Annotated in this window: 19 protein-coding genes and 1 pseudogene; 8 read left to right on the forward strand and 12 right to left on the reverse strand. The window is 67.3% G+C overall.

The window, feature by feature from the left end:
* Positions 1 to 538 precede the first annotated feature (538 nt).
* Both KY572_RS47440 and KY572_RS30005 read right to left on the reverse strand, forming a co-directional pair.
* A complete protein-coding gene (locus tag KY572_RS47440; protein WP_317987920.1) occupies positions 539 to 1,819 on the reverse strand; it encodes a choice-of-anchor A family protein in 1,281 nt (426 codons plus the stop codon).
* A gap of 358 nt (positions 1,820 to 2,177) precedes the next feature.
* A complete protein-coding gene (locus KY572_RS30005) occupies positions 2,178 to 3,137 on the reverse strand; it encodes an AraC family transcriptional regulator (protein WP_317987921.1) in 960 nt (319 codons plus the stop codon).
* A gap of 110 nt (positions 3,138 to 3,247) precedes the next feature.
* On the opposite strand from KY572_RS30005, the gene KY572_RS30010 reads away from it, so the two are divergent.
* Positions 3,248 to 4,342 (forward strand): alkene reductase, encoded by a 1,095-nt coding sequence (locus KY572_RS30010; protein WP_224246645.1) that lies wholly within the window; start codon positions 3,248 to 3,250, stop codon positions 4,340 to 4,342.
* Positions 4,343 to 4,555: 213 nt separating this feature from the next.
* On the opposite strand, the gene KY572_RS30015 is transcribed toward KY572_RS30010, so the two are convergent.
* From KY572_RS30015 to KY572_RS30030, 4 genes are all read right to left on the reverse strand, one after another.
* Complete coding sequence (locus KY572_RS30015; RefSeq protein ID WP_224246648.1) at positions 4,556 to 7,114, reverse strand: M1 family metallopeptidase; 2,559 nt, start codon at positions 7,112 to 7,114, stop codon at positions 4,556 to 4,558.
* Between the two features lie 108 nt (positions 7,115 to 7,222).
* The gene (locus tag KY572_RS30020; protein ID WP_224246650.1) at positions 7,223 to 7,795 is read right to left on the reverse strand and encodes a hypothetical protein; all 573 of its coding nucleotides are present in this window, start codon (positions 7,793 to 7,795) and stop codon (positions 7,223 to 7,225) included.
* A gap of 11 nt (positions 7,796 to 7,806) precedes the next feature.
* Positions 7,807 to 8,535 (reverse strand): hypothetical protein, encoded by a 729-nt coding sequence (locus KY572_RS30025; RefSeq protein ID WP_224246658.1) that lies wholly within the window; start codon positions 8,533 to 8,535, stop codon positions 7,807 to 7,809.
* Positions 8,536 to 8,719: 184 nt separating this feature from the next.
* The gene (locus KY572_RS30030) at positions 8,720 to 8,947 is read right to left on the reverse strand and encodes a DUF2171 domain-containing protein (RefSeq protein ID WP_224246665.1); all 228 of its coding nucleotides are present in this window, start codon (positions 8,945 to 8,947) and stop codon (positions 8,720 to 8,722) included.
* A 245-nt stretch (positions 8,948 to 9,192) separates the two neighbouring features.
* On the opposite strand from KY572_RS30030, the gene KY572_RS30035 reads away from it, so the two are divergent.
* The 3 genes from KY572_RS30035 to KY572_RS30045 are packed head-to-tail and all read left to right on the forward strand — an operon-like array spanning position 9,193 to position 12,504.
* Positions 9,193 to 10,503, forward strand: coding sequence for a cytochrome-c peroxidase (locus tag KY572_RS30035; protein ID WP_224246673.1), 1,311 nt, complete (start codon positions 9,193 to 9,195; stop codon positions 10,501 to 10,503).
* Between the two features lie 11 nt (positions 10,504 to 10,514).
* On the forward strand, positions 10,515 to 11,639 hold the full coding sequence (locus tag KY572_RS30040) for a metallophosphoesterase family protein (RefSeq protein WP_224246675.1): 1,125 nt from the start codon (positions 10,515 to 10,517) through the stop codon (positions 11,637 to 11,639).
* 13 nt (positions 11,640 to 11,652) lie between these two features.
* Positions 11,653 to 12,504, forward strand: coding sequence for a c-type cytochrome (locus KY572_RS30045; protein WP_224246677.1), 852 nt, complete (start codon positions 11,653 to 11,655; stop codon positions 12,502 to 12,504).
* A 452-nt stretch (positions 12,505 to 12,956) separates the two neighbouring features.
* On the opposite strand, the gene KY572_RS47445 is transcribed toward KY572_RS30045, so the two are convergent.
* Both KY572_RS47445 and KY572_RS30050 read right to left on the reverse strand, forming a co-directional pair.
* Entirely contained in the window at positions 12,957 to 13,091 is a 135-nt protein-coding gene (locus KY572_RS47445) for a hypothetical protein (RefSeq protein ID WP_263452123.1), read from the reverse strand.
* Positions 13,088 to 13,648 carry a head protein gene (locus KY572_RS30050; RefSeq protein WP_224246679.1) on the reverse strand — a complete coding sequence of 187 codons (561 nt, stop codon included), beginning with the start codon at positions 13,646 to 13,648 and terminating at the stop codon, positions 13,088 to 13,090. The genes KY572_RS47445 and KY572_RS30050 overlap by 4 nt, the downstream gene beginning before the upstream one ends.
* A gap of 231 nt (positions 13,649 to 13,879) precedes the next feature.
* On the opposite strand from KY572_RS30050, the gene KY572_RS30055 reads away from it, so the two are divergent.
* Together KY572_RS30055 and KY572_RS30060 are read left to right on the forward strand one after the other, a co-directional pair.
* Positions 13,880 to 14,068 (forward strand): hypothetical protein, encoded by a 189-nt coding sequence (locus KY572_RS30055; RefSeq protein WP_224247103.1) that lies wholly within the window; start codon positions 13,880 to 13,882, stop codon positions 14,066 to 14,068.
* Positions 14,069 to 14,120: 52 nt separating this feature from the next.
* On the forward strand, positions 14,121 to 14,303 hold the full coding sequence (locus tag KY572_RS30060) for a hypothetical protein (RefSeq protein WP_224247105.1): 183 nt from the start codon (positions 14,121 to 14,123) through the stop codon (positions 14,301 to 14,303).
* A gap of 121 nt (positions 14,304 to 14,424) precedes the next feature.
* On the opposite strand, the pseudogene KY572_RS48225 reads toward KY572_RS30060, so the two are convergent.
* Positions 14,425 to 14,802: pseudogene (locus KY572_RS48225) on the reverse strand (helix-turn-helix domain-containing protein); the annotation flags it as partial.
* Positions 14,803 to 14,832: 30 nt separating this feature from the next.
* Entirely contained in the window at positions 14,833 to 15,129 is a 297-nt protein-coding gene (locus tag KY572_RS30070; RefSeq protein WP_224246687.1) for a DUF3349 domain-containing protein, read from the reverse strand.
* 223 nt (positions 15,130 to 15,352) lie between these two features.
* Between KY572_RS30070 and KY572_RS30075 the strand changes: the two genes are divergently transcribed.
* Together KY572_RS30075 and KY572_RS30080 are read left to right on the forward strand one after the other, a co-directional pair.
* Positions 15,353 to 15,571, forward strand: a complete 219-nt coding sequence (locus tag KY572_RS30075) for a hypothetical protein (RefSeq protein WP_224246693.1) — start codon at positions 15,353 to 15,355, stop codon at positions 15,569 to 15,571.
* A 66-nt stretch (positions 15,572 to 15,637) separates the two neighbouring features.
* Positions 15,638 to 16,195 carry an SIR2 family NAD-dependent protein deacylase gene (locus KY572_RS30080; RefSeq protein ID WP_224246694.1) on the forward strand — a complete coding sequence of 186 codons (558 nt, stop codon included), beginning with the start codon at positions 15,638 to 15,640 and terminating at the stop codon, positions 16,193 to 16,195.
* Positions 16,196 to 16,288: 93 nt separating this feature from the next.
* Here KY572_RS30080 and KY572_RS30085 read toward each other — a convergent pair whose 3' ends face one another.
* Together KY572_RS30085 and KY572_RS30090 are read right to left on the reverse strand one after the other, a co-directional pair.
* Positions 16,289 to 16,858 carry an imm11 family protein gene (locus tag KY572_RS30085; protein WP_224246695.1) on the reverse strand — a complete coding sequence of 190 codons (570 nt, stop codon included), beginning with the start codon at positions 16,856 to 16,858 and terminating at the stop codon, positions 16,289 to 16,291.
* Between the two features lie 9 nt (positions 16,859 to 16,867).
* Positions 16,868 to 18,223, reverse strand: a complete 1,356-nt coding sequence (locus KY572_RS30090; RefSeq protein ID WP_224246702.1) for an AHH domain-containing protein — start codon at positions 18,221 to 18,223, stop codon at positions 16,868 to 16,870.
* Between the last annotated feature and the right edge of the window lie 412 nt (positions 18,224 to 18,635).

An 18,635-nucleotide genomic window follows, 5' to 3' on the forward strand; every position in this document is an offset into this window, starting at 1 on the left:
GTTGTGGGTGAGCGTGCAGTTGGAGATCCGGGCCGCCAGGACGGGGTACGGGCTTTCGACCAGGAGGCTCACGTTCGAACGATGATGATGGTGCGTGTGTGGATCTCGCAGCGGGCGCAAAAGTAATGCCTCGCTGCTTCGGTGTTGAACCGACACTCCGCGAGGTGTCCTCCGCCGGACAGCACCTCAACGCCATCAAGTTCGGCGGAAACCGCGACCGCGCCGCGCATGCGGCACAGTGAGCGTGTCAGGTGCGGAGAAGGCGAGCGCGGGGATTGGGGCAGTGGCCACTCGGGCGGCCCCGTCAGCGGCCTTCCTCTGGGCCCTTATCCCTCTTAGCGCTGCAGCGCGGGATGCCTCTCATACCGGACAGGCATCTCGTGCCGACCTCGAGCCGAATTTACCTGCCCACTGGAGCCGGCGAATCACTGCCTCAGGCACCTTGCGCAGCCTGAGCTCATCGCCGTGCTCGCGACGGGTCTCATCGTCTCGGTTACCGCTGTCCCTGGCAGTTGCGGCTGCCAGAGAGACCATGACCTCAGTGTCTGCCGCCGTGGCCGCCACCACCGCCGCCGTGGCCGCCACCACCGCCGCCGTGGCCGCCACCACCACCGCCGTGGCCGCCGCCACCGCCGTGATCGCCGTTGGGGCAACCGTCACCACCGTGGTGACCGCCACCGCCGCCACCGTGGCCGCCACCGCCGTGGCCGCCACCGCCGTGATCGCCGTTGGGGCAACCGTCACCACCGTGGTGGCCGCCGCCACCGCCACCGTGGCCACCACCGCCACCGTGGCCACCACCACCACCACCATGGCCACCACCGCCACCGTGGCCACCACCGCCACCGCCATGGCCGCCACCGCCACCGTGATCGTGGGGGCAACCGCCGTCATTGCCGCCATCAGGCGTCCCACCATCATTGCCGCCGTCGGGCGTGCCACCATCATTGCCGCCGTCGGGCGTGCCGCCATCGCTGCCGCCGTCGGGCGTGCCACCATCGCTGCCGCCGTCGGGCGTCCCACCGTCATTGCCGCCGTCAGGCGTGCCACCATCACTGCCGCCATCCGGAGTCGGCGGCTGGCAGATGCTGTGCTCATCCAGCACGTTGATGTGGCCCTCGGCGTTGCCCGTCAGCGACCTAGCGTAGATGCCACCATCGAAGCTGCCGTTGGTGAAGTAGATGTCGGCGCGGGGCGCCAGCACCGTGCCCCAGAAGCCGAAGCCCTCGGCGGTGATGCTGGTGGTGTCCACGAAGTTGTAGAGCACGCGGTGCTGGTCGATGCCTCCGTTGAACTGGATGCCGAAGCCGGTGAAGGTGGCCGAGGAACCGCGGATGTTGACCACCACGAAGGAGCCGGCCGGCGCTTCGATGGACCACGCCTTGGCGCCGGTGAAGTCACTGGCGTTCACGTCGAAGATGTTCTGCCGCGCATCCGTGCCGCGCAGCATGAGGCCGCCCCAGGACTCGCGCGTCGTGGAGCCGTTGGCCGTCAGGCTGGCCAGCTGGGTGGACAGGCTGTGCAGCTGGGCTCCGCGGGCGGCAAAGTCGATGGGCGAGCCCTGCGCCAGGGTGCCGCGCGGGTAGAGCACGGACTGGTCGGCGCTGTAGCTGCCCCCGTACCAGGTGTCACCCCAGACGCCGCCATTGGTGAGCTTCAGGTTGCCGCCCGCCACCAGCGTGTTGGCGATGTCCGTGTCCGGCAGCCTCCATCCCACGGAGAAGAGGTCCATGGTGATGTTGCCAGCCGCCGCGACCTTGCCCTCCACGTCCGTGCCCAGGTTGTAGTCCCCGAGCAGGAACAGGTTGTAGTCGTTCAAGCGGACCGTGAGGACCGGGGACTCGGGCGGGCAGGTGTCGTTATCGTCGAGGTGCCCGTTCCCGGCGCCAAGCCCCTGTGGGTCATCTCCAGGACCCACCCCGCAGGAAGTGAGGAACAGCAGAGCGGCAATCAAAGCGGACGGGTAGAAAGCGCGCATAACCCGAATACTGCCACTAATTAGATTCCTCGATCCACGATAAAATAGGATTAGTCTCAGTTTCCGTTTCCCGGGCAGCCCGATATGGCGGTGTCCAGCACACGCAAGCTCCCTTCCACGCATACGCGCATACCCATCCCCTTTCCCTCTTCCTTCCGGGGTGGGCGGACGGCGGGCACCTGGAGGCAGCAGCCGCGGCTCAGGAAGCGCGACGTTCCCGGCGGTAGGTCCCCGGAGCGATGCCTTCCCAGCGCTTGAAGGCGCGGTTGAATGACGCCTCGTTCTGATAGCCGACCTGCTCCGCGACCTCCCTCATGGAGAGGTTGCTCTCGCGCAGGAACTGGGCCGCCTTCGTCATCCTCCACCGCGCGAGGTACTCCAACGGTGGTTCGCCCACGAGCGCGCTGAACCGCGCGGCGAAGCCAGACCGGGACAGCGCCACGGCCGACGCGAGGCTCTCCACGGTCCACGGCTCCGCGGACCGCTCGTGGATGAGCGCGAGCGCCTTGCCGATCTGCGGATCCGCGAGGGCTCGCAGCCCGTGCTCCTTGCAGCCACGCGTGGAGATGTGCGCGCGGATCGCCTGCACGAGCAGGACATCCGCCAGCCGGCTCGCCACCACGGACGAGCCGGGGCTGCGAGACACGCTCTCCGCGATGAAGAGCTGCACGGCCGCCGCCAGCGAGGACGACGCCTGGGGATCATCCGCGGCGACGTGGATGACGCGCGGCAGCGCATCGAAGAGCAGCGAGCGGGGAGCGGCACCGAACCGGAAGGCCCCCGAGACGAGTGTGGTCCGGGCCCCGCCTCCACCCAGGCGGAGCGGCGCCGTCGTGCGTCCTGCAAGGCACGCGGAGGGGCTGAACTGATGGAGCGGACTGCCCTCGGCATCGCGCAGCGCCTTGCCGCCTCCATGGGGCAGCAGCGCCAGGTCTCCGGCCGAGAGGATGACCGGCGCCTCTGCTCCCTCGACCTCCAGGCGAGCACCCCCCCGGGCGACGATCATGATGTGGGCGGCGTCTCCGTCGTGCAGTTGGATTCCCCATGGCGCGGACAGCTCCAAGCGGCCATAGACGAGGGTCGACAGGCGCATCGTGTCCAGCAGATCCGCCAGGACGTCGGTTTCCTGGCCGTCCTCGGGGCTTGGACGATCAGTCAATTCTTTTGGAGGAATCGCCATGGCACGTCCATAGCGGCCCGGGCATTTCTCGTCCAGCCGAGTTGAGGCGGACATCCCGTCCGCCCGCCCGGTCCCTGGTGGGAAAGGCCATGACCTCCTCTCCGAACCTCTTCTCTTCCTTTCAGCTGGGCGGGCTCGAGCTCAAGAACCGCATCGTGATGGCGCCCATGACGCGCAGCCGTGCTGTCGAGGGCAACGTCCCCAACCCGCTCGCCATCACCTATTACACCCAGCGGGCCTCGGCCGGGCTGATCATCACCGAGGCCTCGCAGGTGAGCCCTCAGGGCGTCGGCTACATCCGCACGCCGGGAATCCACTCGGCGGAGCAGGTGGCCGGGTGGAAGAAGATCGTCGACGCGGTCCACGAGGCGGGGGGCCGCATCTACCTTCAGCTCTGGCACGTGGGCCGTATCTCGCATCCCGACTTCCACGGAGGCGAGCTGCCCGTGGCTCCCTCGGCGATCAAGGCGGAGGGAGAGGTGTTCACCTGGCGGGGGAGGACTCCCATGGTGACGCCGCGAGCGCTCGAGCTCCACGAGATGCCGGGCATCGTCGAGCAGTTCCGGAAGGGCGCCGAGAACGCGAAGGCGGCGGGGTTCGACGGCGTCGAGCTGCACGGTGCCAACGGCTATCTGCTGGATCAGTTCCTGCGGGATGGCACCAACCACCGCACGGACTCCTACGGTGGCGGCATTCGGAACCGGGTGCGGTTGCCGCTCGAAGTCACGGAGGCGGTGATCGGCGTGTGGGGTGCGGAGAGGGTGGGGTACCGCATCTCTCCGTACCTCGGCTATTACGGAGCGTCGGAGAGCAACCCGGTCGAGACCTTCGGATACCTCACGGAGCAGTTGAGTCGGCTGCGCCTCGGCTATCTGCACGTGACGGAGGCCGCGACGGGGATGCAGGCTCCGCCCCCGGGCGCCGTGCGCATCACGCCGCTGCTTCGAGGGAAGTTCCAGGGCACGCTGATGGTGAACGGAAGCTACGACGCGAGGACCGGCGCTGCGGCCATCGAGAGCGGAGCCGCGGATCTCGTCTCGTACGGAGCGCCGTTCATCGCCAACCCGGATCTACCCGAGCGGTACAAGCGCAGCAGCCCGCTGAACGTCGCGGATCCGGCGACGTATTTCGCCGGCGAGGCGAAGGGCTACATCGACTACCCGGCGCTGAGCGCCAACGCCTGAGTCGTTGGGTGAGACCCACGTCGTCGCGGTGGGGGAGAGCTGCACCGTGAGGCGGGGCCAGTCACTCGGACAGAGCTCCAGGGGCCGGCTTGTTCTGAGCCAACTGGTATGGCTGTCATACCAGTTCGGTTCATTGTCGCCACCAGCGGGACTGTCACTCCAGGTGGAGCCTCGGCTCTCCTTGCTGACGCGTTTGGGACTCGAGCCCGTGGCTCACGGCTGGCGCTTGAGCCAGGCCGTCACGTCGGGCCCTGCGCGCTCGCGCAGCGCCACGTCCTGGCTCAGCCGCTCCAGCGTCTGCGCCATCGCCTGCTGCGCCTCCGTCACGGGGTGCGCCTGCAGCAGCGCCTTCGCCTCCTCGTACTGCTTGCGGTCCCTGAGCGCTCCCAGTGCCTCCACCACCCGCCGCAGCAGCATGGGCGCCCCGCCGGTGCGAGCCAGCACGTCCTTCCAGCGCTGTTGCACCACCTCCCACCAGGCGTCCCGGCCCGTCCGGTTGCCCAGCAGCGAGCCCAGGTAGATCGTCACGTCCTGCATCTTCACCGCATCCGTGAAGAACAGCTCCTGGCCCCGCTTCGCCAGCGCCGGATCCTCGAACGAGGCCAGCGCCGACAGGTAGCGCCGCTGCGTGGCCGGATCCGGCTCCGCCTTCATCTTCGCCAGCAGCGTGTCGAACAGCGCCGAGTCTCCCGCCCGCGCCGCCATGTACACCGCGCTGTCCAGCAGGTTCGGCTCCAGCGCCGCCTTGTCTCCCGCCACCACCTTCGTCACCCGCGGCCGCACCTCGCTCAGCGCCTGCCCGCTGCGCGCCAGCACACCCACCGCCCGCACCAGCGCCGCGCGCCGCAGCTTCACGCGATCCGTCTCCCCCGCCGCCGACTCCCACCCGAGCTTCGTCAGCGCCGGCCCCAGCAGCTTCTCCACCCAGCGGCGGAAGCGCTCCTGGTCCTCGCCTTCCACCAGCCGCGCCTCCACGTACCCCAGCCGCCCCACCAGCTCGTCCAGGACGGCATCGTCCTCCTCGCCGCCGAAGCGGCCGGTCAGCTCCAGGAAGTCCGCCGCCGAGGCCTGCCCCGAGCGCACCAGCGCCCAGCGGTCCGCCAGCAGGGAGATGCGCTCGGAGGGCGCCAGCGCCCCCAGGTTCGCCGCCAGCTGCTGCAGCGTCGCCCCGTCGTACGCCACCCGGTAGAAGCCCGTGGAGCCCGCGTTGGCGCACAGCCACTTCACCTCGCCGCTGCCCTCCAGCGTCACCGTGGCCTGCTCGTCCCTCAGCACGAAGCGCTGCTCGCGCACGCCGCCGCCGTCCTCGAAGCGCAGCACCATCGGCACCGGCCAGCGCTCGCCGCTGGACACCCCCGGCTCCGAGTAGAAGCGGCGCTGGTTCAGCGTCACCTTCCGGCCCTCCACCTTCACCGACACCAGCGGGTAGCCGCTCTGGCCGATCCAGGCGTTGGCCAGCTCCACCACCGGCTGCGACGAGGCCGCTCCCAGCGCCCGCCACAAGTCGTCCGCCACCGCGTTGCTCCGCGCGTGCGTGCGCATGTACTGGCGGATGCCCTCGCGGAACGGCCCCTCGCCGAGGAAGCCCTCGATCATCCTCAGCACCGCGCCGCCCTTCTCATAGGTGATGAGATCGAAGCTCTCGCCCGCCTCGCTGGCGTTGCGCACCTCGCCGCGGATGGGGTGCGTGGACTTGAGCGCGTCCAGGTGCAGCGCCGCCGCCTTGCCCGTGTCGAAGTCCAGCCACACCCGCCACTCCGGCTTCCAGCCGTCGACGATCTTGTAGGCCATCCACGTGGCGAAGGCCTCGTTGAGCCACAAGTCGTCCCACCACACCATCGTCACCCAGTTGCCGAACCACTGGTGCGCCAGCTCGTGTGTCACCACCTCCGCCACCCGCTTCTGCACCGAGAGCGGCGCGGTGGCCGGATCCAGCAGCAGCGCCACCTCGCGGTAGGTGATGAGGCCCGCGTTCTCCATGGCGCCGGCCTCGAAGTCCGGGATGCCCACCTGGTCCACCTTGCCGTAGGCGTAGGGCAGCCCGAAGTACTCCTGCAGCCGAGGCAGCGCCGCCAGCGCCGCGTCCTGCCCGAAGCGCGTCAGGTGCGCCTTCTCCGGCAGCGACCAGGTGCGCACCGGCACTCCGTTCACCTGCTGCTCCGGCGTGCCCACCAGCGGGCCCACCACCAGGGCAATCAGGTACGAGCTGAGGACGTCCATCTCCTGGAACTTCACCGTGCGCAGGTTGCCCTCGACGGTGTCGGAGACGACCGCGCCGTTGGACAGCGCCACCAGCCCCTCCGTGGGAGGAATGCGCACGGTGATGGCCCACCGGGCCTTGAAGGACGGCTCGTCGAAGCAGGGGAAGAGCCGCCGCGCGTCCGCCGCCTCGAACTGGGTGGCGGCCACCTTGCCCGCCAGGTACAGGCCCCGGAGCCCCTCCGTGAAGCGGCCCGTCCACTCCACGTCCAGCGAGGCCGCGCCGGTGGGCAGCGGCGCGCCGAACGTCAGCACCACCGTCTCGCTCTGCGCCACCGGCTGGATGGAGGTCGGCGTGCGCTGCTCGTTGCCGGCGCGGAACGTCACCTTGCCGAGCTGCAGCGCGATGCCGTGGAGGATGATCTCGCTCGTGGGCGAGGCCACCTCCAGCTCGACGGTCTGCGAGCCGGTGAAGGTGCGCTCATCCAGGTTGAGCGTCAGCGTGGCCGCGTAGCGGCGGGGGAGGACGGTACGGGGGAGCCGGAAGTTCTTGTCTTCGGTCAGGTGCGCCATGGCGGCTGGGAATGTAGCCGCACCGCGTCCCGGGCTCACGGAGATTGGTGGTGGAGTGAGGCCCCCCCTGAGCGCCTGTCCAGCGCTGGACGTGTCTCGGCCCGGGGCTCACATGCCTCCCACCTCCAGCGCGCCGCCCACGCCCTCGAAGGGCTTGGTCACCGTGGCGTGGAAGGTGATGTCGTTCAGGAGGATGTTCACCGGCAGGGTGTCGGTGCCGATGCCTACCCGCTTCACCGTGTTGTTGATGATGAGCCAGATGCGAGGCTTGCCCGCGGCCTGCACCAGCACCGGGTCCCGGATGGTGACGGGCTGGTTCGCCCCGGGCGCGAAGGCCTGCGTGGGCAGCAGCACGGAGGCGGCGTTGAAGTACGCCGGCAGGTTGTTGTTCGTGTAGAGCACTGGCTGCTCTGGCGTGGCCTGGCCGGAGAGCGACAGCCGCGCTCCCACCTCCAGCGTCAGCGCCCGGGTGGGGTTCACGATCGTCAGGTCCGCGGAGATGTCCCGCACGATGACGTCTCCCACGGCCTCGTTCGGCACGTCGATGGCCACCTCCGCGTAGACGGGCTCCAGCAGCGAGGTGACGGGGACGCTCTGATCGAAGGGCTCGGTCTCGACGACCACCTCGGCCGAGCACGCGGACAGCAGCAGCAACAGGCAGGCACTGGGTACACGCAGCATGGGTCGGTTCCTCATCGGAAGGTCCAGGAGAGATCGAAGACGGGCACCACGGGCAGTCCGCCGCCCGGGAAGACCGGGTCATCGAGGTCCACGTAGGCGGCGCCCAGGGCCAGGCCCAGGTGCTCGCCGCCGTAGCGCAGGCCCGCCGCGGCTCGCAGCGCGGAGCCTCCCTTCACGCGGACCCCGGCCTCGGCGATGAGCGTCCACCCCAGCGAGAGCTGGAGGGCCGCCGCGCCCGTCACCGACAGGTAGTCCGACTCGTAGCGGGCGTAGCGCGCCTCGCCCTGCACCACGAGCGCCCCCATCACCAGGCCATAGGCGCCGTAGACGGTTGGGCCCGACAGGGTGGGCTCGAAGCGCTGGATGGCGGGCTCCTGAGACTCGACGACGGAGGAGTAGACGGACGCACCCACGAAGTGCGTGTAGCGCGCGCCCGCCACGATGCGGTGCGGCCCGACCGCCGCCGCCCAGCGCAGGCCCAGGTTGGGCGCCAGCAGCAGGTCCGCGTACAGCGAGGTGTCCAGCGCGAGCCCCGCCACCAGCGGCACCGCCGAGCGCTGCAGCCCGAGCACCGGGTGCGCGATGACGGCGGCGGACTCCGTGGTGAGCAGCCGACCGTTGCCGGAGGGCGTGTCCTCGGACTCCTGCGCGCGGGCCGAGAGGGGACTCAGGATGAAGAGGGTCTGACAGAGGAGCCCGGCCATGGCGACACGGCGGGCGAGAGGGATTCGAAGGGTCAAATCGCTCGCTCCTGGGGCATGAGAGGGATGCCTGTATGGCCCGAGGAACGTCGCGAGGGAGCGCCTCTCGCGCGCGACTGTCCACCACTCGGCACGAGTCCCCCATGGGTGGGGACGGACTCATGGAGCCGAGGGGGTGTCCACCTTCCCCTGGAGGCCTGCCTGACATCCAGGCAGCCGCGGCCTACGGCGTGTCGTCGGGAGGCACCCGCACGCGCGGGTTGGCGTGGAGGATGACGTCCCGCCCGTCGATGCGGGCTACCTGGTGCACGTTCACCACGAAGTCGCGCCGGGCGGGCCACCCTTGCTCCAGGTCGAACTGCGTGGCTCCCAGATTGACCACCTTGCCGAGCTTGCGGCCTTCGACGTCCCTGACGGTCATGCCCTCGTGCAGCTCGCCTGGATCGATCATCGCTTCCTCCTGGTGTCCTCGTGGATGGGGGTGGTCCTTCCCTATGGGTTCAACACCGGATGGCCCACGAGACACGTCGCTCCACAGCCGAACAGTGGGGTGACGGGCAGTGAACACTCCTCTTTCGCTCGCCCTGTCCGAAGGTAGCGGGGCGTGGGCACGGGTGCTTGCCTGCGCTTCCGTGATGGCCGGGGGCACCGCGGACTTGGCCGCGAGACTCCTCCTGGCCCTGGGAGGGATTGCTCATGAGTCTCAGGTCCTCCATTGCCTGGACGGTCGCCGTCCTGGTCAGCGCTGGAGCGGCCCACGCGGCCGAACCACCGCGGGCCTCGCCTCCGCCTCCGAAGCTGCCCATCGGCGTCTCCGCCGTGCTGTGGAAGATCTCCGTGCCCGCCGGGGCCGAGCCCACGCCGGAGAAGGTGGCGCTGGGAGAGAAGCTCTTCAACGACAAGCGGCTGTCGCTGGACGACACCGTCTCGTGCGCCACCTGCCATGATCCGGCCAAGGGCTTCGCCGACGGCAAGGACACCTCGGTGGGCATCAAGAACCAGAAGGGCATGCGCAACAGCCCCACGGTGCTCAACGCCATGTTCAACGCCACCCAGTTCTGGGACGGGCGCGCCAGCATGCTGGAGGACCAGGCCAAGCTGCCCATCCTCAACCCCATCGAGATGGGGATGCCCTCGCCGGAGGCCGTGGTGGCCAAGGTGAAGGGCCTGCCCGAGTACCCCGCTCAGTTCCAGAAGGTGTTCGGCCGCGAGGTGAACTACGACGACCTGGCCGCCGCCATCGCCGCCTTCGAGCGTACCCAGTTCTCCGGCGACGCGCGCTTCGACAAGTTCATCCACGGGGATGACAAGGCGCTCAACGCCTCGGAGAAGCGAGGGTGGGCGCTCTTCAACGGCAAGGCGCGCTGCAACGCGTGCCACGCGGCCAACATCGCCCAGCCGCTGTTCTCGGATCAGAAGTTCCACAACATCGGCATCGCGGCGCACAAGCAGGACTTCGTGCAGCTGGCCCGCGAGGGCCTCAAGGTCGTGCGCACCGGGGACGAGAAGCAGATCGACGAGCTGGCGCTCCAGACGAAGTTCTCCGAGCTGGGCCGCTTCCTGGTGACGAAGGAGGAGAACGACGTGGGTGCCTTCAAGACGCCCACGCTGCGTAACATCGGCATCACCGGGCCGTACATGCATGACGGCTCGCTGGTGACGCTGTGGGACGTGATGGACCACTACAACAAGGGCGGCGTCCAGAACCCGTACCTGGACGGAGGCATGCAGCGGCTGGGGCTCACCGAGCCGGAGATCGACGACCTGGTGGCCTTCATGTTCACCCTCACGGATGCGCGCTTCGAGAAGTTCAACGGCCAGGAGCTGACGCGGCAGCGCGCGCGCAAGAACAACCGCCCGGAGCGCGACACCGCCGTGGCGATGGGGAAGAAGGGGAACGTGGGGGACCTGGCGCCCAACCCGGACCTCGACGTGAAGAACCCGGCGGACATGGGCGTGTACGGCGCGCCGACCTCCGTCGAGAACCAGATCGCACCGAAGAAGTAGGGAGGCGGCCCATGTCCAACAAGTTCAAGAGCGTCGAGACGAAGTACTACGAGGAGCGCCAGGAGCTGTTCGATGGGCTCAAGCGCCTGGACCGCCGCGCCTTCATGCGCGTGGCGGGAGTGTCCGCGGGCATCGCCGCGGGCATGGGGCTGGTGACGCCCGCAAGCTTCCAGCTCATCCAGGTGGCCGAGGCGCAGGGCAACACGGACAAGCCGAAGTTCTCCTTCGCGTACATCTCCGACACGCACCTGTACAAGAAGGAGCTCAACGACCGGTTCGTGCGCGCCATCCTCAAGGCGGTGGATGACGTGAACGCGCTGGACCCGCAGCCGGACTTTGTCCTCTTCGGCGGAGACCTGGCGCAGCTGGGCCAGGCCGAGGAGCTCAAGCTGGGCGCGGAGATTCTCAAGGCCGTGAAGGCGCCGGTGAAGATGATGGTCGGCGAGCACGACTGGTTCCTCGACATGGGCGAGAAGTGGCGCGAGCTGTTCGGCCCGCCCAACTACTCGTTCGACCACAAGGGCGTGCACTTCGTGGTGCTCAACTCCATCCTGGAGAAGGACTTCTGGACGGAGAAGGGCCTGTCGCCCATGGAGCGGATGAAGATCGTCGCCGGCCTGGACAACGCGCTCCAGTCGCGCTTCGAGGTGGGGGCCGAGCAGCGGGCCTGGATGCAGCAGGACCTGGCCAAGGTGGACAAGAAGACGCCCGTCATCGTCTTCAGCCACTCGCCGCTCTACAAGTACTACAAGCCGTGGAACTTCTGGACGGACGACGCCGACGAAATCCAGGCCCTCCTCAAGCCGTTCGAGAAGGTGACCGTCATCCACGGGCACACGCACCAGCTGCTCACCAACCGAATTGGCAACATCCACTTCCACGGCATGCTGTCCACCGCGTGGCCGTGGCCGTACGCGCCGGAGGGCCTGCCCAGGTTCACCATGCAGATGAACCGGCCGGATCCGTTCAGCCAGTTCGACGGGTGCGGAGACGGGCGCATGGACGTGCTCGAGTCCGGGCTCGTCAACAAGGTCTACAACCTGTGGCAGCGCAACCCCATCACCGTGCGCGCCAGCTACCTGGCGTCCAACGGCCAGCAGGCCGTGCCCCCCAAGCCCAAGCTCCCCAGCTACTAGAGAGGATGAACCCATGACTCTCCGAATGAAGCTCCTCACGGCGCTCACGGCGCTGACGTCCCTGGCGGGCGGCGTGGCGCTGGCCACCGAGCCATCCTCCCTGCTCGAGAAGAAGCCCCTGCCCGAGCACAAGCTGCCGCCCTCGAAGGACGGCAACCTCGTCGTCGGCCTGTGCGACGGGGACACCTCCATGGAGGTGAAGGGGGTGAAGGAAGGCGGGACGATGACGCGCTCCCAGGCCCTGGAGGTGACGGGCAAGCTGATGGAGGAGTGGCGCCGCAAGAACCCGAACGCGAACTGGGACGACGTGCCCGCGCCCGCCGCCGGGCAGCTCGTGGCCCAGGCACCCAAGCCTCCGCCGAGCCCCGACCCCAAGGGCCCTCGCAGCCCGCCGGCCCTGCCGACCACGCCGCAGAAGCCGTCGGCGGGCAGCTCCGTGGGGACGACGGGGCCGAACCAGGCCTCGGGGGCGCCGCAGGCGGGCGCTCAGAAGGGGGCCAATGTGCAGACGGGCCACACCTACGGCAACTTCAGCGAGCGCGACGAGCGCATCTGGGCCGAGTCCACGCAGGCGTTCGTGGAGGAGGGCAACCGCGTGTTCCACGACGCGGCGGCAGTGGGCGGCACCATCGCGGTGTCGTGTGACATGTGCCACCCGGACGCGGCCAACACGCACCCGGAGACGTACCCGAAGTACCAGGTGCAGTTGGGGCGAGTGGCGATGCTGCGCGACATGATCAACTGGTGCATCCAGAACCCGGTGCGAGGCAAGCCGCTGGCGGATGACGACCCGAGGATGAAGGCCATGGAGGCGTACATCTACTCGCGGCGCAAGGGCGTGCCGCTGGAGTTCGGCAAGCACTGACGGGACTTCACGGCTGTCACACGGGGCGCGCATCTCGAGCGAGGTGCGCGCCCTCAGCTTTTCTCCGAGGAGTCACAGGAGCGAAGTCACCACCGGTCGTCTGTAAAGAGGCAATCGATGAGCTGGGCGTCGCCCAGGTGCACATTGCCGCATTGAATGTCGGGAACAGGGGTGAAGAGCATTTCAGTGGGCACCCGCTGAACTTGGAGAGAAGAGCGCACCAGGGGCTCGATTTTCTCCACGTACGGCCTGGTCTCCGGGATGTCGCTGTAGAAGGTGCGTGAGGGTGAAGCTCTCCTGCCCACGTGGTGCTGAAGCGCGCTGTAGAATGGAGACGATCCTCAAGAAGCGCGGCGTAACGATCGCGGCGACCGCGATCGAAACCTCCATTGAGCGCGGGCTCAGCTGATCGAAAAACCAGGAAAGCGCCCGCGCTAGCGAGTTCTGGGGGCCTATAGCCCCCAAGCCCCTTGTGGCGTCGAGAACGCTCCTGCCAGGCACGGGTCACGGTGAGAGACCTTCACGGTCGCGTTGGCGTCCGCCGCAAGCATGGCGATGATCTCGTCGGCGATGGAGATCAGGTTCACACCCCGTCTGCTGCCTCGCCTTCCTGCGCCGATCTCGCGGCCATGGAGATGGGGTAGAGCGCACGGAGCTTGATCCTGTAGTGGTACACCGCGAGGTGATACTCGCCCGCGATAGTGACGAAGACCTGACGCGGAGGCTCGGGCTGGCTCTGGAGCCAGGTGTTGGCCTCTTCCAGGGTGTTGAAGGTGGCCATTGGGGCAGGGAGTCCCTCCTGAATCATTTCTTTGAGGTAGTGGGCGAACGCAGGGTCGCGGAGAATTGCGCGGTGGTTGATATCCGGGTCATCGGCCGTGAGGAAATATTGGCCTGCGATCAAGATGTTGGCGTGGTGCGGAGGCTCGGGATGGTTTTGCAGCCAGCTTTCCGCCTCCTCGCGCGTGTCGAAGGCTGCAATGACAACGGGCGGGCCCTTGGCAGCGACGTCTTGGCGATATTCTCCAAAACCGTAGGTCTGACCGAGAGCGAAGATGAAGCCAAGTGCGTCCAGCGCCATGGAGAATCGCTCTTTTTCTTCGGCAGAGGCTGCCTCTTCATGGTGCCGGCCCAGGAACTCCATGGTCTCCAGCATCTGTCGTGCAGTCGTCATGCAGTGTTGGCAGGTGCGAGTTGGCGGGTGGCGCTGCAAGAGACGAACAGGGAGCACAGCAGGGAGGCCGCGATTCGCTCCGGGGTCATACAGGCTCCGCGCGCTCTAGGAGCGCCACGAGGTCGAAGTGGGTGGTCGACCGTACCCAGCCCCGGCTTTGCCAACAAGAACTCCGCCGATGGAGACGGGGCGGAGGCGGCGATGTTGCTGGTCGCGGTGGTGGAGGGGACGTTCTCGGCCAGCCCCTCGGAGCGGGACGGCTTCGCGGCGGCGGTGGTGCGGCACTTCGACGAGGAACTGGGGATGACGCTGGTGCCGGAGCGGGTGGAGCGGGTGATGGAGCCGGTGCCGCGGGTGGAGGTGCTGGGGACAAGGAGACGGGGCAGGTGAGGACGGTGCTCGTCGCGGGGCTGGCGTCCGAGGGCGGCATGCGGTGGTGACGGTGAGCGCGCCCGCGGCGCGGTGGGAGGCGCTCGCGCCCCAGATGCGCGCCTCGCTGGAGACGTTCCGGATGGAGGCGCCGACACATGGAGGCCTGTCCCGCCAGGCCGCGGGAGCCTTGGCGGGCGCGTTGGCCGGGGCGCTGGTGGCCTCCTATACGGCGTGGCGCCGCTGCAGGCGCTGAGCGTCCCGCTCGCGGACAGAGTCCTTGTGGAGGCGGCGGGACGAGGCCCCTCCACCCGTCTCCCGCCGGGGACTCCACCGTCCGCAGAGTGAGACCCACGGATCCTGCAAGAGACCCCTTTTTTACGCGTCAGGTCCAATCGCTCCAGCGTCCGAGCCACGGTGGCGCGGCTGATGGACAGGTGAGTGCGCGCCTGATACTCGTCCGCGATCTCCTCAAGCGTCGAATCAGGTTGCTCGCGCACGAACTGGTACACCCACTCGAGTTCCTGGCCAGTGACCCTGCGGGGACGACCGCCACCATGAGGTGCCGACTGGAATGACCCAGTGTGACGTTGGCGTTGGCGCCAGCGCTTCACGGTGGCTGCCCCCACCTCGAACTGTTTGGCAGCCTCCTCAATCGTCAAGCCACGCTCACACGCGGCGAGCACGCGTTTGCGCAGATCCACCGAATAGGGTCGGGGCATGTCGTACCTCCCTTGCCATGCATCCAACTCCATAGGTAGGCTCAACGCAATTGAGAACCGTTATCACTCGTCGGGAAGTTCTTCATAACCGCTTTGGCGGAGTCTTTCCCGAACGGTTTGCACTTCAGCCGCAGGAGGTATGTTCCTGACTTGCGTGCCAAAGGCATCATTTAAGACTGTAATGTAGTCGATCCCAAATGTGACATCAATAGCCCTCGCCACGGCTCTGAAGGACATCTCTTCGCAGAGCACGCTGAGCAGAGCTGGATAGAGCGACTCAGGAACTCCGTTGGGAAAGGCTCGGACAAGCACCTCGCAAACTGGTTTGAGAGGGTCGGAGTCAGATATGTTGAGCTTCATGGCTTTGGCCTATCTATTTCCCAATAAGGTTTAGAGCAGGATACAGGCGCAGGCCTGATCCAAAATCGGGCGTCCGCGATGACGTGAGCAGAGCCTGATAGGAGCGGGCGCACGAAGGCAAGGAGGCGCCGTTCGGCCGGACGGCCGTGCAGCGAGAGCGAGTTGAGGGAGAAGGCGGAGGGGCCGGCGAGCCCGTCAGGCGAGTGTGGGCTGGGGCACCTCGGTGCGACCGTGGACGAGCGCGTCGCGAAGCAGCTCGCACGCGCGAGCCCAGGCTACCGGCGCGGGCACGTCCTCCGCCGCCGGCCTGCCAGGATGGAAGCGGCTCGTGGAGCTCGCCATCGCCCATGCGCGCGGACGCAGCGACCCCGCGGCACGCATCGCGGAGATGGAAGAGCTCATGGGCCGTGGCGAGCTCGTGGATGCCCTCTCCGTCGCCTAGCAGCTCTTCGGTGGCCCAGAGTTCGGCACCTTCGTCGAGCGCCACCTCAACGATGAAAAGTATGACTTGCCGCCCGCGCTTCACGCCAGCTCGAAGCTCGCTCCCAAGCTGCGCGCCGCCCTCACTGGCAATCTCGACCACTTCCTCGAACGCGCCCTCCACTGGCCCGTCCTCTGGAGGCCCCAGGCGGATCTCGCGCGCAGGCGCCGCTTCATCTACAAGCTCCACGGCACCCTCCTGGAGCGCAGTTCCTGGGTCTTCACCCGCTCCCAGTATGACCGCGTCATCTGGGCCGACCCGCTCTTCCGGACCACCTTCTCCGCCCTCTTCCTGTCCTGCCCGCTCCTCTTCGTCGGCTTCGGCCTGATGGACGACAACTTCGAGAGCCTCTTCGCCCAGGTCCGCGCGCTCTCGGGCGATCAGCCTCCGCGCCACTTCGCCCTCATGGCCCAGGGCGCCCTCCCCAGCTTCCGCAAGACGCGGGTCGAGCAAGCCGGAGTCCGCGTCATCGAATACCCGAACCTCGATGGCAAACACTCGGATGTCGCGCGCATCCTCCAGTGGCTCGCGGAAGGCGATCCCCAACGCTTCCCCGAGGCCGCTGCCGCTCCAGCGCCCCGTTAGTCTACGAGGCCCACGTCGAGGTGTCCGACCTGGAGGCGCTCCACGAGCCCTCAGCGCTCACTGCAAGCCGCGCCGACGTGCGGCGGGACCTGGCTAGACCTCGATGAAGCGTGTTCCTGTAGCGCGCATGTTCTCTAGGGCGCTCTTGATCTCCTCAGAGACGATCAAGGCGACCTCCCAGCCTTCGGGACGAAACACCTTGGCGCTTCCGACCTTCGCCTTGTCGATGCGTAAATCATCTATGGCCCAGTACGTTCCCACCTTGTCGGGACGTCCATCCTCCGGGGTCCAAAACTGCACCTTGGATGCTTTCTCGTCGATGCAGCGAATGAGGCGCGTTGCAACAAAGACGAGGTACTGATCCGGTTGGCCCTCAATGTCTGCTGGGATCAACTGCACGTCCCCTGGTGCTTGCTCTGACAGCACGGACCCGATCTTGACGTGGACGACGGGGATCCCTATCCCCGCTTCGGAGAAGTCCAGCGGCCTGCCCGCGATCTTGATGGGGATTTTCAGCCGCCCCACTCCCGCCTCGGATACGGGCGATCCCCTCGTGAAATCCCAGTCGTGCACCCTACGGCCCTGCCTGTCGATGGGGGTTGTCAGGTGCCAGCGACGGGGAACGGACACATCGTCAGCGAGTTTGAAGAAGCGCCGGGGCATACCGACGTTCTAGCGTCCTTTCCCAAGGGTGACGAGTCGGTTGAGTTCTGTTCCGGGTGTGGCGATTTCGCGTGCTAGTTTCCTGAGCGCATCCGTGAGGTTCTCTCGGCACTCCTGCACGGCGCTACAGTCTCCCAGCGCCCTCCGTAAGCGCTCGTAGACGAGTTCGTGATAGCGCTGTGGGTGCGGTCCCTTGTGCCCCTTGATAGGCACGATGTTTTCGGTGTCCTCCAGCCCCATCCCCGCCCGCGCGTACAGTTCTTCGAGCCTGGGAGTCCACGGGCCACCGCGCAACGTAGAGATCTTGTTCGCCCTGGTTCCGATGTGGTGATTCTCAACGCGATTGCGGCGCCCGCCGCTCGCCGCCATCGCCACCGCGCCCGGGGCCAGCGCCATGCTGAAGCCGTCCTCCGTCACGGCCACCGATTCCACCGCGCCGACCTCGGACAGCAGGATCCCTTCCTGCTTCGCCGCATGAAGCGACACTTGAGCCGAGCCGGGCAGTGTCGCCACCTGTTCCGCGAACCCTTTCGCACTGTGAGTCAGCAGCGCCATCGCGATCATGGCGAACGCTTGCGCTGCTTCGCGTGAGAACAAGCGGCCGAACTTCTCGCCCGCTTCGCGGATCTCCTCGAAGGTGGTGGCGACCTTCACCGCCTCCATCAACTCGAACCAGCCTTTCACGAGGTTGTAGAGCGTGGAGGCACCGACCCACAGCACAAGCGCCGCAGTCGCCCACGCGGCCACAAACTTGGTGACGGGCTCAGGCAACGCGAGCAAGACGAGCAGCGTCACGACAGTGCCGACCGCTGCTTGCAGGACTGCCCGCATGCTCACCATGTCGCCTAGCGCCTGCTGGAACTCCTCCAGAACGGGGCTCTTGCTCAAGGCCATGGCGAGCATGTACCGGCCTTGCATGTCCAGGTACTTGCTCCCCACGAGCGCGCCCAGGCAATCGCCCTCCACACCCTGGGCACTGCGACACCACGCCTTGTAACGGCTGACGAGCTTCTGTTCCCCTTCCGTCAACGCCCCTTCCAGGGACATGCCCGACTCCAGCGGGACGAGCTTTCGCTCTCGCAGCAGGTAGAGGTAATCCCCATAGAGCGCGTCCAGTTGAAACAGCCGTTCCACTGTCTGCCGGGGTGAGCCCGTCAAGCGCACCTCGCGCGCCAGTCTCCGGATCGCCTCGGTGACTTGCTCCGGTGGCACCTCCACCGGCTCCGCCGTGGCGGCGCGGGGGATGTAGATCAGCGTTTCTCCGTCTGCTCCCGAGTCCACCCGGATCGCTGGCTGGGCGGTAGTGCACCCAAGCATCAAGGCAAGCAACAGCGCTTCGACCTTCCAGAGAATCCGCCAGAGCATGGGGCACCCCTTTGTGTTGAAGGCGAGCAGGCTAGGAGGCTGCTACCCCGCGGAGGAGGATTTGCCGGGTGGTATTCGCGCTGGGAACCCACGGGCTCAGCGGGCAGACGGATCCGATCTGGATCCTGCCTACGAGGCCCACGTCGCGGTGTCCGGCCTGGAGGTGCTCCACACATGATCAATAGGTGCATCCAGAACCCGGTAGGTGCGAGTCCTCGCTGTTTTTCGTAGGGCCACGCTGGGAACGCCGCTTCCCTGATCAGGCGGCACGAGTGCTCCCATGGGGGACGCCGTGGACTGACAGTGGAAGCCATTTGCCTCACTCCTGGGGGCTGCACTGACGTCCGTTCCTCTACATGCGCTCGTGAGAGGGGCACACCCCATGCACACACTCGCGGTCGTGGATGACAGC

The organism is Hyalangium gracile, from assembly GCF_020103725.1.
GTDB classification, from domain to species: Bacteria; Myxococcota; Myxococcia; order Myxococcales; family Myxococcaceae; genus Hyalangium; species Hyalangium gracile.